General features: G+C 39.1%; 14 protein-coding genes and 2 pseudogenes. 5 read left to right on the top strand and 11 right to left on the bottom strand.

Translation table 11 applies throughout. The features are described 5' to 3' along the window. On the bottom strand, nucleotides 1–290 hold a 290-nt coding region (locus tag V7K56_RS22890; protein WP_334913880.1), incomplete at its 3' end, for a helix-turn-helix domain-containing protein. Nucleotides 291–402: 112 nt separating this feature from the next. On the opposite strand from V7K56_RS22890, the gene V7K56_RS22885 reads away from it, so the two are divergent. The 4 genes and pseudogenes from V7K56_RS22885 to V7K56_RS22870 all read left to right on the top strand — a co-directional run bounded on the left by V7K56_RS22885 (nucleotide 403) and on the right by V7K56_RS22870 (nucleotide 3,777). Further along, entirely contained in the window at nucleotides 403–1,230 is an 828-nt protein-coding gene (locus V7K56_RS22885) for a DUF2252 family protein (RefSeq protein WP_334913879.1), read from the top strand. A 188-nt stretch (nucleotides 1,231–1,418) separates the two neighbouring features. Beyond that, a pseudogene (locus V7K56_RS22880) lies at nucleotides 1,419–2,432 on the top strand (IS701 family transposase). Between the two features lie 224 nt (nucleotides 2,433–2,656). Further along, on the top strand, nucleotides 2,657–2,965 hold the full coding sequence (locus V7K56_RS22875; protein ID WP_334913878.1) for a hypothetical protein: 309 nt from the start codon (nucleotides 2,657–2,659) through the stop codon (nucleotides 2,963–2,965). Between the two features lie 158 nt (nucleotides 2,966–3,123). Continuing rightward, nucleotides 3,124–3,777, top strand: coding sequence for a hypothetical protein (locus tag V7K56_RS22870; RefSeq protein ID WP_334913877.1), 654 nt, complete (start codon nucleotides 3,124–3,126; stop codon nucleotides 3,775–3,777). A gap of 36 nt (nucleotides 3,778–3,813) precedes the next feature. Here V7K56_RS22870 and V7K56_RS22865 read toward each other — a convergent pair whose 3' ends face one another. The 5 genes and pseudogenes from V7K56_RS22865 to V7K56_RS22845 form a co-directional block, all read right to left on the bottom strand. Continuing rightward, a complete protein-coding gene (locus V7K56_RS22865) occupies nucleotides 3,814–4,452 on the bottom strand; it encodes a MarC family protein (RefSeq protein ID WP_334913875.1) in 639 nt (212 codons plus the stop codon). An 820-nt stretch (nucleotides 4,453–5,272) separates the two neighbouring features. Then, nucleotides 5,273–5,533 (bottom strand): hypothetical protein, encoded by a 261-nt coding sequence (locus tag V7K56_RS22860; protein WP_334913873.1) that lies wholly within the window; start codon nucleotides 5,531–5,533, stop codon nucleotides 5,273–5,275. Between the two features lie 188 nt (nucleotides 5,534–5,721). Further along, nucleotides 5,722–6,589, bottom strand: a pseudogene (locus V7K56_RS22855) (IS5 family transposase). A gap of 1,153 nt (nucleotides 6,590–7,742) precedes the next feature. Then, a complete protein-coding gene (locus V7K56_RS22850; RefSeq protein WP_334913871.1) occupies nucleotides 7,743–7,892 on the bottom strand; it encodes a 3'-5' exonuclease in 150 nt (49 codons plus the stop codon). Between the two features lie 35 nt (nucleotides 7,893–7,927). Continuing rightward, the gene (locus tag V7K56_RS22845) at nucleotides 7,928–8,812 is read right to left on the bottom strand and encodes a 3'-5' exonuclease (protein ID WP_334913869.1); all 885 of its coding nucleotides are present in this window, start codon (nucleotides 8,810–8,812) and stop codon (nucleotides 7,928–7,930) included. A 147-nt stretch (nucleotides 8,813–8,959) separates the two neighbouring features. On the opposite strand from V7K56_RS22845, the gene V7K56_RS22840 reads away from it, so the two are divergent. Next, complete coding sequence (locus V7K56_RS22840; RefSeq protein WP_334913867.1) at nucleotides 8,960–9,958, top strand: IS630 family transposase; 999 nt, start codon at nucleotides 8,960–8,962, stop codon at nucleotides 9,956–9,958. 297 nt (nucleotides 9,959–10,255) lie between these two features. Here the strand turns inward: V7K56_RS22840 and V7K56_RS22835 are convergent, their stop codons facing one another. From V7K56_RS22835 to V7K56_RS22815, 5 genes are all read right to left on the bottom strand, one after another. Continuing rightward, nucleotides 10,256–11,557: a DUF349 domain-containing protein gene (locus V7K56_RS22835; protein ID WP_334913865.1), complete on the bottom strand. Its 1,302-nt coding sequence runs from the start codon at nucleotides 11,555–11,557 to the stop codon at nucleotides 10,256–10,258. A gap of 154 nt (nucleotides 11,558–11,711) precedes the next feature. Continuing rightward, a complete protein-coding gene (locus V7K56_RS22830; RefSeq protein WP_334913863.1) occupies nucleotides 11,712–12,230 on the bottom strand; it encodes a hypothetical protein in 519 nt (172 codons plus the stop codon). Nucleotides 12,231–12,294: 64 nt separating this feature from the next. Further along, nucleotides 12,295–12,717, bottom strand: coding sequence for an EVE domain-containing protein (locus tag V7K56_RS22825; RefSeq protein ID WP_334913861.1), 423 nt, complete (start codon nucleotides 12,715–12,717; stop codon nucleotides 12,295–12,297). A 65-nt stretch (nucleotides 12,718–12,782) separates the two neighbouring features. Next, nucleotides 12,783–12,992 (bottom strand): hypothetical protein, encoded by a 210-nt coding sequence (locus V7K56_RS22820; RefSeq protein WP_334913859.1) that lies wholly within the window; start codon nucleotides 12,990–12,992, stop codon nucleotides 12,783–12,785. A 168-nt stretch (nucleotides 12,993–13,160) separates the two neighbouring features. Continuing rightward, nucleotides 13,161–13,724 carry a hypothetical protein gene (locus V7K56_RS22815; RefSeq protein WP_334913857.1) on the bottom strand — a complete coding sequence of 188 codons (564 nt, stop codon included), beginning with the start codon at nucleotides 13,722–13,724 and terminating at the stop codon, nucleotides 13,161–13,163. Between the last annotated feature and the right edge of the window lie 345 nt (nucleotides 13,725–14,069).

The following is a 14,069-nucleotide window of genomic DNA, read 5'->3' as shown; positions in this document are numbered from 1 at the left end:
TCTCTTGAACTGATGAGAATATCTTCAATTTTACGAATAATACGATATGCTGTTGACTCGTTCACTCCCCAAGATTGGCCAATATGAAAGTATGTGCGGTACTCCCTCCAATATTCCAATGTCATCAATAATTGGTTTTCCAGACTCAGTTTCCCAGGTCGTCCTGTTTTCAGCTTGATTTTTGAGCGTGATCGCACTACCTCTGTCATCTGGCTAAAAGTCTCCGGATGCACACCACACAGGCGTTTGAATTCTTCTGGTTTCAGGTTCTTTACCTTTTCGTAGCTCATAGATTTCAAGAAAGCTCTAAGCTACTTTTCCCACGGTCATGGGACTTTTGCAAGAGGTCTAATTTATTTTCTGGAAGTCCCTAAGGGGACTAACGACGAGCTATCATACCGTTTGCAACAGAGCAATACCAATGGTGTAGTCAAGGATTTAATTCAACAGGCAGCAGCCAAGAGCCGCTCTAGTTTGCTAAATAAGTACACGCTGCTAAATAGTAGTAGCAATCGAGTTTTTCAGACAACCTCTGAACTCCAGCCTATATCCAGCAGTACCTACTCAGATATTACTGGGGCAATGAGCAGCTACATTGCTTCAATTCCTAGCAGTAAGCGTTACAGCAATAGCTACTACACCCTAAAAGATATTCGTCTCAAATTAGGTTCCGGTATTGGTAGTCTTGGTAAGTATCGGTATTACTTGCTGATTGAGGGCCCAACTTCAGCAACCGACGACGATCGCATTTTGGAGATGAAGCAAGAAGGCAGTAGCGCCGTGGCGATCGCAGTTCCAGGTTTACTACCAAGTTCAGTCTATGGAAATCATCAAGGGGCGAGGGTGACAATCGCCACCAAAGCGATGCTTTCTAATACTGACCCGTTGGTTGGCTACACTACGGTCAGTGGTATCCCCTTTATGCTGCATGAAAAATCCCCTTACCAGGTGGACTTCGACTATACCTTACTAACCACTAAATCAAAATTCATGGATGCGATGGGATATGCAGGTAAGGTCGTTGCTAAGAACCATGCTATCTCCGATCAAGATTACGATGCTACCATTATTCCTTACAGCGTTGACAAGCAAGTGACTGATATCACCAGCCCTAACAAGGCTGTATTTTTTGATGAGATTGTTAACTTTGCTCTAGAGTATGCAACTCAAGTCGAGTACGACTACACCAGTTTCGTGAACGCTTACAACAGTGGGGTGACACTCTACTAAACTGAACTGTTTCAGGACTTACGCAACTGGCACAGTGCGATCGCTAATTAGTAGTACATCAGTATTGATTGAGCGAGAATGTGTTTGATTGGCTTTACTCGAATTAGTAACAATAATCAATAATGTATCTTGTTGTTCAAAATTTTATGAGAAAATTGATATAAGGTGCATAAAAAAGTTGGTTAGTGATGAGATTTACTAAACTTAATTATTGTCAATATTTACTGAGCAGCCAAATTAACTATACAATGACTAATCTAGCAGAACACTTAGAAAATATTAGTCATGATAAAATTAATTATTATTTAAATAATGAAAAATTAACTCCTCGTTTACTTTGGGATAATGTCAAAGATTTAATTGTCCCTGACGAGGATGCTTATATTATATTTGATGATCCAGTTTTAGATAAAAGATTTTCTGAGGAAATAGAAATAGTACGAAGGCAGTATAGTGGGAATGAACATGGTGTTGTTAGAGGGATAGGAATAGTAAGTTGCATATATGTTAATCCTAAAACTCTCAATTTCTGGGTAATAGATTATCGGATTTTCAATCCAGACAATGATGGTTTAACCAAGATTGACCATGTGAAAAATATGCTATAAGGGCTTGTATATCAAAAGATTGTACCTTTCGATATAGTTTTAATGGATACTTGGTATGCGGTCAATAATTTAATGCTTTATATCGATAGTCTAGATAAAGTTTATTATTGTCCTTTAAAGACTAACCGTTTAGTGGATGATAGTTTTGGTAAAGAAAAATATAAGAATGTTGAATCTTTAGAATGGAATAATTAAGATTTAAAATGTGGTAAAATCATAAAAGTTAAAGTATTTCCTGCTGAGAAAAAAGTGAAACTTTTCCAGGTTACTATCTCTACCGATAGGACGGATTATGTCGCAACCAACGATTTATCTCAAACTTCTACTGATGTTACACAACAGGTGTGTAAAATCCGTTGGAAAATAGAGGAGTTTCATAGAGAAATAAAGCAACTAACTGGCATTGAATCATGTCAATGCCGTAAAGCTCGTCTTCAAAGAAATCATATTGCTTGCGCTATGTTAGTTTGGCTAAGACTTAAAAGTTTAGCTTATCAAACAGGTCAAACTATTTATAAGCTCAAGCACAATCTGCTTTTTAATTATTTAATTGAGCAACTAAAACGTCCAGATATTGCTATGTCTTCTGTGTAGTTTTTGGGCGCTCGGTGCGCTTCGCGCACCATTGCTTGTGCCAGTTACGTAAGTCCTGTGTTTATTGCAATTGTTGAATATAGGCGATAGTGATTACAGGAGTGCGATCGCTCCCCTAAACCCGTTAACAGGTTTACTCGATTCAGTTCTGGGGGATAATCAGCTAGTCGGCACGCTCCCCGTAATACCCTTGGAACCCAATCTAGCTAAACTTATTTCCAGACGTGAAACCCACACCAGCACGTAGAGCAGAGGTGCTGGTGATGAGTGCTGATGCCCTGCTGAAGTGGAAAGCGCAAATTTTGGATTATCAGCAACGGGTGAGGGAAAGTCAACCAGCAAAACAGGTGACACTGTTTGACATTGCACCTAACCACTGCGACCCAGACCGGATTGATCCGTTGCAGTTACAGGTGCGATCACTCTCGTTTTGGAGGATGCCAGCAGATAGCCCCGGCGATGCGTGTCTTTACTTTGTTGTTGACTCTGCGGCTGGACTAGTGGGACTTAGGCAAAAAACACCGATAAAATGACCTCAAACGTATATCTCAAAGGGTTTTGACATTGTTTTGCTTGGTTTGTTAATATATCTGGGTTTCAGGCGTTTTCGGGCATTTGGTGTATTTCCCTTACCCCGCAAGGGTTTGAGGCTTATTTATTCCTCAAAAATGTTTAAGTCCCACTAATTAATATGCATTGCTCATACACTGCATGGCTTGTAACAGTCGCCTTGGCGAGTATTGGTTTTGGGCTAGATGTAAAAAGTGCGACGGCACAACAGCTTTATACATTCAATGCCACTTATGACGTATTCTCCACGTCTAAACCCATCACGCCAGATGTTTCAGTAACAACTATTTCAGGGCAAAGTATTGATGCTCCTTATGATTTAACGAAAGTTAGCGGTTTAACATATAGCCAAGTTAACTTTACTACTGGAGAGTTGCGATTTAACACAGATGCCGCCACATTTGGCTTGCAAGGCTTGCCAGTAGGCGAGGTGGTGTTGTTTGGTAACGGCAGTAATAAATTGTTTGGCACAAATAATGCTACTGGAGTAATTGACTTTCTCTCCTCAAAAGGCACTGCCACGAATATTTTTACTATTACTAGTGGTGAAGGTTTATTTAAAGGCGCTGTCGGCACACTTACCCTTAGAGAGGTTTATCAAATCAGTCTAGACCCAAATATTCCGACCACAGGCAAATCAAAAGTCAGTGGAACCATTCAGGTATTTTCAAAAAACATTCCAGAGCCAAGCACTACCACTGCGTCGGCTCTTATAGGCATGATGGGGGCGGCTTTTTGGCTGCGCCGACAAAGAAATACGCCCACTTCTGGCTGATATAAGAACGTGATGTATAGTCAAATTAAATTCAGATTATTTTACTTGAATATGGAATGCATCTTTCAATAAGGAAATAAAACCATCAGAAATAAACCCTACACCAATTGCGAGGATGAAAAAACCAAAAACTCGATTTAAAGCTCCTACACCATTTTTTCCTAACCTGTTAATCAGTGGCTCTCCTAAGACGAGGCACAGGTAAAGGCTAATCCCGATTAAAACAATTCCCACTAAAGATTCTAGATAGTCTACCCAATCATTAAAGCTAATCGATAAACTCGTTACTACCCCAATTGCTCCAGGCCCACTGACCAATGGGATTGCCATTGGTGTAAAAGAAATATCCTCTTTATTTATAGCCTCATCATTTTCTGATGGAGTTAGTCGTTGACGAACTGTAACCATTTCCCACGCTGTATGAGTAACAAGTAATCCGCCTGCCACTCGCAACACATTTAGTGAGATTCCAAAAAATTCTAGTATCCATCTGCCAGCGACTAAAAACACAGTTAAAACTAGAACGACATTTGTGGCAGTTTGTTTTGCCTGCTGATGACGCTCAGATGATGTTTCCCTCGCTGTTAAACTGTAAAAAACCGGAACTGCACCGATTGGATTAGCGATTGGGAAAAGAGCTATGAAGGTTGCTAACGTATTTGGAATTAACGACATGATCAACATGGGGTGCGATCGCTACGACTGGGTTCTCTCATTTGCTAGTTGCGAACGCTCGAAGTTTCCTCTAAGAATTATGAGCGACGCACCTACCAATTAACTTTACCTAATACTGCCTCCAGGCGGCTGGTAAATGCTGAAAGGCGATGTCTACTTTAAGGGGCTGTCCGGTGTCGTCGCTCTTGGGTTTTCCTCTCTACGAGACGCTACTCGCGAACGCTTGTAAAAGTTGAAGTGACACCGACACGTTCAAAAGTTCTGGCAATTTGGCATCACTCGTCTCTGAATTGCCGTTTAAATGAGATATCAACAGAACAGCCACAAATCGCCTAAGTTGACCCAACGCTGTAGAAGAACTCAGCAACCCACAGCGCTCGGTCATCGCTTCTCTACAACTGGCTAGTAATGTACTAGAAAATACATAGTAAAACAGCGATTGCTCTTTTTTTCCTCTAAGAATTGGGTGGGAGTGATCGCTTTCTCCCAGAACTGAAAGCTGCTGTAATGTGATTGATTAAATGTTGATGAAAAATTAGTGCTGCTCTCTATGAACCAAGAAATTTGGATTCTTTACCAAAATGAGCCTGGAATGCCAGGGCGCGTAATTTAGAACTTTTAGCACCCCTAAGGCGATGGCCTGCAAAGCTATTAGAGGTCAAATTGGGTTTAATCAATGGGATAAGAAGGAAGGATATTGGATTTGCAAACTGCCCGATAAAGAATACTATTTCTCAGTTGAACCATCAACTATTGATGCGTTAGTTGATGGTTAGTTCGCTTTTGCACCTGGGCTATCAAAAAGTTTATCAAACCAATCTTAAATAAATTCCAGTTCATCTATCAAAACAAATTCGCACTCAATTGGAGATAGCCAAACATGACCAATTGTGTTATCGTACACTTCGGTTTCAAGAATAATCCCTGGTTCTAGATACTTCTTACCCACAAAATCAGAATTTCTAAAATAAAAATCCCCACCCACTAATAGTTTAGCTGGCTTTAACTTTCCCTCATTTTTAGCTTGGTAGTATGCTTGAGAAAGTTCTTCATTGCTGGGATGATGACGTACATACTTCATCACTGATTCCCAATTTTGGGGACTTAAACTTGATTTTAAACTGTCAGATAAACTTGTGTCTTTTGATTTTTTATGTTCGAGTTCAAATTCAATTTTTTAGAAATAGAAATCTAAAGCTTCTTTTTCACTAATTTTATGAGTTTTAGCAATTGTCAAGACATGAGCAATAGACCTCTTGCAAAAGTCATTCAAGTAGCTTCAACTTTAATTAGATGAAGTTCATAATTGTACAAACCCGCTATTAGATTAAATCTCAAACTAAATCTTTTTCTCCGATTTCTATAACGGTCTGACAAAATTTTAAAAATCTTGAGTTTTCTATTTACATGTTCGCCTAATACTCTGACTCTTGCTAAATCCTGATTACTTTTTTTATCTTCATAGCTCAACTGACCACCGCGAGGTTTCTTTTTTGGTATTCGACTGTTGAAATGGATTTTGTGAATACCTTGATATCCTTTATCTCCCAAGCATTCAATATTTTCTTCCAATCGGACTTTGCTATTTTTAAATATTTTGAAATCATGCTATTTTCCCTTACCATGAGCCGTACATACAATTTCACCAGTCTCTTGGTTTACCACTATCTGTGACTTCAATGTATGTCGTTTCTTTTTTCCACTGTAGAAATACTTTTGTTTTTTTTGGGACGCTCTATTGGGCTTTCCGTCACGTCAACTACCACTACCTTAATCTGAGAATCAGATGGAAGCAATTTCTTTTTTCCCGGAAGTGTGAAAGTTCTAGAATTACTGAGAATATCTTCAACTTTACGAATAATTCGATATGCTGTTGACTCGTTCACTCCCCAAGATTGTCCTATATGGAAGTAAGTTCGGTACTCTCCGGAGGCGGAGCGTCTCCGGCTCCGCTCCAATATTCCAAAGTCATTAATAATTGGTCTTCTAAACTCAATTTACCTGGTCGTCCAGTTTTGCGTTTTGGAGTGCTTTGCGATCGCGCTACCTCAATCATCTGCCTAAAAGTTTCTGGACGCACGCCACACAAGCGTTTGAAGTCTTCTGACTTCAGGCTTTTAACCTGTTCATAGGTCATATTTATTACCTCACTCTCACTTACTTATCTCACATCACTGGCGACTTTTGCAAGAAGTCTAATAATCTCTAGGTCTTTAATCGGGTCGGAGTCCATCTTTAGCAATCCTAGTTGTTAGATACGACATTGGGTGATATTCATATATTTACAACAAGTCTGCTGCACATTAACGCCTAATATCAATAAACAAGTCAATGTGTGTAGCGATCGCTTTCTATACCAGGGCAAATGCATCTAAATTATACTTGCTCACTACTGAGGTTGAGAATCAATCGATTTAATCAGCATTTCTCGTTTGATTTGTTTTCCAAGCTTCAAAGCAATGTCTACGATGGTCACTGAGCTTGTCGAAGTGCGGGCTACGCCTACGCTCAACCTATGTCAATAAGCAGCTATTAATGAGACTAATTTTCAGCTTATTGAAAATCAACTTTTCTTGTTGACATGATGCGGCCGCCCTGCTTCTGTTGCAAGCCGCGATGCCTGCTGGGGTTTCCTCGCTTGAATGGGAGTGATCGCTTTTGAGTTTTCCTCTAAGAATTGGGGCGATGTCTACGACAGGCTGCGCCTACGCTCATCAGAACCCATATATAAAGTTTCCTCACTTGAATTATGCTGCTTTAACTGCGACCTTGAAGAGTGCTGTCTCTAAACAACTGGTAAATTCGGATGAGCGATGCCTATGCTCCTCTAGTTTCCTTTGTTGGCGGAAAAATTCTGTATAATGCCTCGATATAAACATTGTCAGTTAATATGCGTACTCTAAGTTCCTATGTAGTGCTTATTGGTTGGATAATAACTATCGTTGCTCAACTATACATTGTAGTTAAAGCATTTCGTGTCTCTCTTTTAAAAGGATTTTTGTGTCTGCTGATTCCTGGATATATACTTTTTTTTGGAACAACAAGAAATACACGGCAAACCAAGGCGCTTATTTTCTGGGGAGTAGGGTTACTTTTATTTATCGTTGGCTTAGTAACTTCATAGTTTGTTGTGACTTTGATAAACATGATTGAGAATGTCTGAAATACGCACTTCATTTCACGATGGACAGTTAGTTTCGCTATTCCTTGCTAGCAACTGCAATCATGAACTTGATTGGTACGATCGCTCATACTGACCCATATAAGTTTCCTCTAAGAATCATGCTGCTTTAACTGCGACCTTTGTCTAATACTGTCTCCAAACGAGTGGTAAATTGGGATGAGCGATCGCAACTCATAATCAATTGCTCAATTGCCCGTGTCATCGCCACATACAATAACCGCGCTTCTTCTTCGGGTGTATTATACTGCTCAGGCATAAAACCAATGCCTGGGATGCAAACCACTGGAAACTCTAGCCTTTAGATGAGTGCATGGTTATAAGTTTGATGCTTGGCTCGTCCGGGTTATAGTTGCGGCTTTCACTATTGGCGTTTACCCACTCTACCGGGATTTGGGCTTGTTGGAAGTGGTTGTAGATGTCTTCGCCCATGAATCTAAGGCGGTAAATAATTGCTATTTTGTTCCAGGGGATATCTCGCTCGTGTAATTGTTGCACTCGTTGGGCTAAGTAATCTACCTCATGTTTAAAACTGGGTAAGCGGATTAGGTTTGGTTTAGGGCCTTGCCGTCCTGCACTGGCAGGTTCTACCAATATTTGTTGGTCATCATCCCCGGTGGTGGGGGTCATCACTTCTTTAGCAAATTCATAGGCTACCCCTAACACCTGCTCTGTGTTGCGGTAGTTGAGTTTGAATATGGTGGTGCGTCCCTGTGCTTGAATGCCTACACTCTTAAAACTGAATTTCTGATTGCGTTTTTCTCCGTAGAGATTTTGAGCATCGTCATACAGCACCAGCAGGGAGTTTGTTTCTGGGTCTACCATTTGGACAATTAACTTTAGCCACTCTGGTTTAAAGTCGTGTCCTTCATCCAACATCACAGCGCCATACGTGCCAGCCGGTACTAATTTAGCATCAACGGCGGTAATTACTCTGTTAACCAGTTCTTCTATATAAGCTTCACCTTGATACTCTCTAGAGTCGGGTCTGGGGATGTCATACTTTTTGAGTAAATCCATGCACCATCCATGAAAATGCCGCACCTTGATGCGGCTGACTTTGTTTTTATCTTGGATAGTCTGTCGGAGTTTGGCAGCAAGAGAGACGTTGAAGCACAGCACCAAAATTGGTTTACTACTGACTTGAGATAAGTGCTGGCAACGGTAGGCTAAAATCATGGGAGGGGGCGATCGCTCCTACTGTTAGTCTTCCCATAAGAATGGGTGTGATGATAAGGTGAAGGGGTAAGTAATCAAACAAAATTAATTACACAAATCAATATATAATACAATCCAGGGTTTACCTAGATAATAATTAGGGTTTAAATGATTTTTTTGAGAGAAATTAATCCCTTGTCATTAAAACTACTGGAGCGCATCTATCGCCAAAGTCGATATCATCAGGTGCGTCAAAGAGCGCATTTCTTAATTTTAGCTGCTCAGGGAGTAGAGTTAGAAGAATTAATGAGAATTTTTCAGGTTAGTTATAAGACCATCTATAACTGGATAAATCGCTGGGAATCAGAAGGGATGGTAGGACTTTATAATAAACCAGGAAGAGGGCGAAAACGAATATTTAAACCAGAACAAGAAGCACAAATTAGAGATTGGGCAAAACTTGAGCCAAGACAATTAAAAAAGACGCTACAAAAGATTAAATCAGAATGGGATATTGAAGTTAGCACTGAAACTATTAAAAGAATATTGAAAAAGTTTTATATGAGTTGGCATCGAATGCAACGAGATGTTGGAGGAAAGCCGGACCCTATAGAATATCAGGAAAAATCAGCACACTTAACAGATTTTCAACAATTAGAAGACGAAGGTAAAATTAATTTGTATTACTTAGATGAAACCGGATTTTGTCTGATTCCTTCTGTTCCTTATGGATGGCAAGATATCGGAGAGTATTTAACTATTCCTAGTCGGCGTAGTTCGCGCTTAAATGTTTTAGGAATTAGGAATCGAAATCATCACCTTGAAGCTTATATTTCATCTCAAAGCATTAATTCAGATGTAATTATTGCTTGTATTGATGCTTTCTTTCCTCAGGTAGATAAACCGACGGTGATTGTTGTCGAGCAATCATCTATTCATACCAGTGATATGATTCTTGATAAAATTGAAGAATGGTCAGAACGTGGTATTACCATTTTTCAATTACCTGCCTATTCACCTGAGTTAAATTTAATTGAAATTTTGTGGCGGTTCATTAAGTATCAATGGATTGAAATTAATGCTTACAAAAATTGGCAAACTTTTGTAGCATCTGTGGAAAATATTCTCCGAGAATTTGGTAAAAAATATGTAATTAATTTTGTTTAGTTACTTATATGGTTTATAGCGGCGACCAATGTTTAATGTTTTATCAATTGCAGGAATTTAAATAATGGGGCGATAGCGTCAAAAACATTGCACGCTTTCTCATCAATCGGAGCCAGTGAAATACCATCGTGAAATATTACGAGTCGTGTCAATGAGGCTTTGTTTGTCGCAGTTGCTGGAACACCGTGAGTCAAAATAACCATTTCTATGTATATGGCAGCGCTTGGAAATCGAAAAAATGATCGCGCTCTGTATTACCTTTACCAGGCTTACAAGTTTTTCTTTCTACAACGCACTTCATTGCAACTTTGATTCAATCTCTCTGATTGATGACTCAAGTTGATATAAATGTTCACGTTTAGAACAGATTTTGTTTTCAACATCTACTATCTTGTTTGAGAGTTCGTATCGTATTTGATCTGCTCGCCCACCCAGACGAAGATTGTTAATGGTGTCACGCCATCGAGAAGTATTACCTTCATCATGTTCAATTGAATCTCTAAGTTTTATAACTTGAGCACGTTTGAGATTTAGTGTCTCTTGCATTTGGCTCCGCCATTGAGACTGCTTTCGTTCTCTCTCCTCTTTTGCTAGATCAAAAACACGGTTACAGGCAATTTGAAAACGGTTCCAAATTTCGTCAGCTTGTTCACGCGGGACATAGCCAATGGTCTTCCATTCTGCTTGTAGTTCCTTTACTGTTTGTGTTGCAGTTCTGGTATCACTTTTGTAGACGAGCAACTCAGCCATTTTACATAAGTTTTTCTTTCGTTCTAAGTTTTCAAGCTGTTCTTCATCACGCTGTTTGTAGAATGCAGATCGACGCTCATAAAACTTATTTTGACCAGATCTAAACCGTCGCCATAGGTCGTCTTCGTAATTCCGTCCTGCCGACCCAATTTGTTTCCATTGTTCATGCAATTTCTTAAATGACTCGCTGGTTTCTTTCCAAGAAGTTGAAAAACTTAATGATTCAGCTTGGTTACACAACTTCTCCTTCTTGGCCCGGTTTTCTTGCTGTTGACATTCTAACTTCTCAAAGTGTTTAGTCCGTCTTTGATAGAACTTCTCTACTGCTGACTGGAAGCGAATCCAGAGGTCTTGGTTGATGTCTTCACCTGCTGAACCAACAGCCTCCCATTCTACTCGCAGTGACTTTATAACTTCGTGCGCTCCCCTCCAGTCCATTGAGGCACTCAAAGCTTCGGCTTGACTACAAAGTTGTTCCTTTTTATGACGATTTTTAGCTTCGATTTCTCTAAATGCATACCCAATAACAATAGATGTCATCCTTTCTATAAAACGATTAAAATCATATTCATCCGTAAGTTGCCAACCGTTTCTATCCTTAATCCAGTATTCTCTGACTTGCTTGCCCGTTGCATCTAAATTAGTTGTATAAGCTAACGCCATTATATCTGAACGTCGATCATCCTCGAAGAGATGATGATGTAACCCCTTTTGTTGGTTATCCTGATAATTATACCAGTGAGGAAATAACAGCAGTTCATTATGATTCTTGCCACAGGTTTCTATCGCTAAATTCTCAATTCGTCCATGTGGACCATCGAAGTAAGGTAAATGTAATTTTTCTCCCATAAAGTTTTCGTTATGTTGAAATTGTGTTAATTAAATGGCTATTTTCCATTATTTTGTCAAATATTGAGGTGAGGTATTTATAATCTCAGACTCAACATTGACCAGATCAGATGCTATCGCTAACCTCTCAACTCATGTACATGTTGATAACTATCTAAGCTTGAATTTGGGTTTGAGCTTGTTTTGTTTGTGTGTTGATGGGTGTGTTGAGTTTTCGAGATAATGCCAACACATTCATAGCAAACTGCTGATAAATTTCTGGAGACTTATTCATGAAAACAACAATTGCATTGCGATGGCTGTAGATTGCTAAATACCGCCGTTTATTAGTTATCGCATAGACAATTAGGGCTATTGCTGCAACAAGTAAAATTAAACCTAGTCCAGAAGAGTTAGTGAATGCACCCAAAGCTGAAAAAGCTAGAAATACTCCAAAACCCAATAATGCATAAATAGGGGCTTCTAATGTTTCTGCTGAATCAATATTTTGAATGCGTATCCAAGTTTCTCTTTTTTCTAATCCAGTTTTTGTTGTTCCAACAAGAGTATCACCTGTAACTTTGACAATAATTGTTCCTCTTGCTGGAACTAACACGTTTCCCCAAACTTGGGCGGGAGCGCCTGTGATTTCAAAGACTTGCTGATTAGTTCTTATGTTTGTATTACCGTTCATTAGATGCCTCACCTGATGTTTAAAATTGCAATCAACAGTTAGATATAAAACTAAAATAACTGCGCTATCCTTTCAATTCATGTACACGTTGCCATTCCTGTTGTGTAACCTTGTAGTTTGTAGCGTTTGGCTGTCGAATTACCATCAGAGTTTTTAACACAGGGTCTTGTTTTAAGCTTTCTCTTAGCAGTGGCTTTTCTATCAGCTTGCTGGTAAAACGAATTTTGGAGTAGATTCTATTCATGGCGCGACTAGTGTCAATCCAGTAACCGATATCAGTAGGGTTTTCGATATTCTTAGAGGATTCGATAATCTCTGCGATCGCATATATCCCCGCCTTATCCCCAGATTTCCAAATCAGTACCCCATCACCAAGGACCATGTCTTTGGCGTAGCGCGTTGCCAGCCACGGCATCTGCTCAAAGTCCCGGATGCCGTCTATGATGCGGTAATATTTGGGGTTGCCTTGAAATAGCCAATAACTCATTGTTTGGTAGATTTCCTCTAAGAATTTTTTAGGCTGGGCGATCGCTTTTGGTACGTGATTCTTATTTATCTTTTAGCTATACCATCGGCAATTAATGCTTCTCTATATAACCAAGCTTCTCTAGCTGTTTTAAAACCATCCATCCACTTTTTTTCTTTCGTATCTTTAATTCGATATCCTACTCCCCAAGTGTCATTTTCAAAGCAATAGTATATTTTATAAAGCATTAAGGGTTGAGCAAAATCATTTCCACAATCACTGTCATTTTTTATCAAGGAACCATCTTCTCAAATACCGTAAAATCGGCGCTTTTCTTTGTTGATGTTAACATCCACAACATCACCTAAATGGTTAGAATATAAAATAATAATGCCATTTTATTTGACAGTATGAAAGTTTCGGTTATGCTTAGATATTGCACTCTCATTGTAATATCAATACACTTAGATTTCTGAACAGATACTCATTTCCCCGCATTTATCAAAAACAATATCGTCAAAGCTTTCAATTTTATATTCATATTGCAAATTGTCGGGTTGTCGTTGCCACCACAAATTAAAAACCAGTATCCCTAGTATTCCCCCTAAAAAGACAGTGTTAATTATTTCTCTAAATTGAACTAAGACATTAAATACATTAAACTGGTTTGATTTAGGCTTTAAATTGGAAGAATAAGTTTGTGTATTCAGAATAGACGTTGGTAGTATCTGATTCTCTTGTAAATTAATAGTTTGCCGCCAAACTGGATGCTTACTACCAGTTACTTGCCCACGAATATATACCCTTTTAATTTTTGCTAAATTTAATTTAGCTATGGTTTTGTGAACATAATCAACCAAAAATGATTGTTCTGGAACTTCTTTAGATTCAGCAATTATGGTGAGGCTATCATCTTGGATACTTACCTGAACTGTTATTCCTTTGGGTTCTAGCGCTTTATTCATCAGGGTAGCAATTGCTTGAGTATCACCCTGTTTTGCCTGTTCTAAAAGGTTTGTTGCAGTCATACGAAATCATTATTAATCAGAATTTACTGTAAACACTAGATTTTCTTGCTTATTGTGTGTAGGTAGCATAGCCTGTTGTAGACATCGCTTCTGGTAGGTGATTCTTGCTTTTCCTCGCTTGATCGGCTGAGTGCGATCACTAACTTTTCCTCTAAGAATCTGGTTTAAACCACTCATAGCAAATCAACTTAATGTCTTTTTGCTGGATAATTTCAATAGGTCTTATGTCTTGGTCATCTGCAAGTTCCTCATATTAGACTTGTCGCTAAATAAGAGCAAAAAATGATGAAATAGAATTCTCACTTTCACTCATCAATTTATGCAGCTATCAAGTAGAAATTCCAC

The sequence above is a fragment of the Nostoc sp. genome (assembly GCF_036917535.1).
GTDB lineage: Bacteria > Cyanobacteriota > Cyanobacteriia > Cyanobacteriales > Nostocaceae > Nostoc.
The sequence above is the reverse complement of the archived record's forward strand: the minus strand, read 5'-3'. Positions and strand labels throughout refer to the sequence as shown.

Excerpts from the sequence above, each read along its gene's own strand:
- V7K56_RS22835 (WP_334913865.1), bottom strand. The coding sequence starts at position 11,557 with ATGGGAGAAAAATTACATTTACCTTACTTCGATGGTCCACATGGACGA.
- V7K56_RS22815 (WP_334913857.1), bottom strand. The coding sequence starts at position 13,724 with ATGACTGCAACAAACCTTTTAGAACAGGCAAAACAGGGTGATACTCAA.
- V7K56_RS22870 (WP_334913877.1), top strand. The coding sequence starts at position 3,124 with ATGCATTGCTCATACACTGCATGGCTTGTAACAGTCGCCTTGGCGAGT.
- V7K56_RS22840 (WP_334913867.1), top strand. The coding sequence starts at position 8,960 with ATGATTTTTTTGAGAGAAATTAATCCCTTGTCATTAAAACTACTGGAG.
- V7K56_RS22865 (WP_334913875.1), bottom strand. The coding sequence starts at position 4,452 with ATGTCGTTAATTCCAAATACGTTAGCAACCTTCATAGCTCTTTTCCCA.
- V7K56_RS22845 (WP_334913869.1), bottom strand. The coding sequence starts at position 8,812 with ATGATTTTAGCCTACCGTTGCCAGCACTTATCTCAAGTCAGTAGTAAA.
- V7K56_RS22850 (WP_334913871.1), bottom strand. The coding sequence starts at position 7,892 with ATGCCTGAGCAGTATAATACACCCGAAGAAGAAGCGCGGTTATTGTAT.
- V7K56_RS22825 (WP_334913861.1), bottom strand. The coding sequence starts at position 12,717 with ATGAGTTATTGGCTATTTCAAGGCAACCCCAAATATTACCGCATCATA.
- V7K56_RS22860 (WP_334913873.1), bottom strand. The coding sequence starts at position 5,533 with ATGAAGTATGTACGTCATCATCCCAGCAATGAAGAACTTTCTCAAGCA.
- V7K56_RS22830 (WP_334913863.1), bottom strand. The coding sequence starts at position 12,230 with ATGAACGGTAATACAAACATAAGAACTAATCAGCAAGTCTTTGAAATC.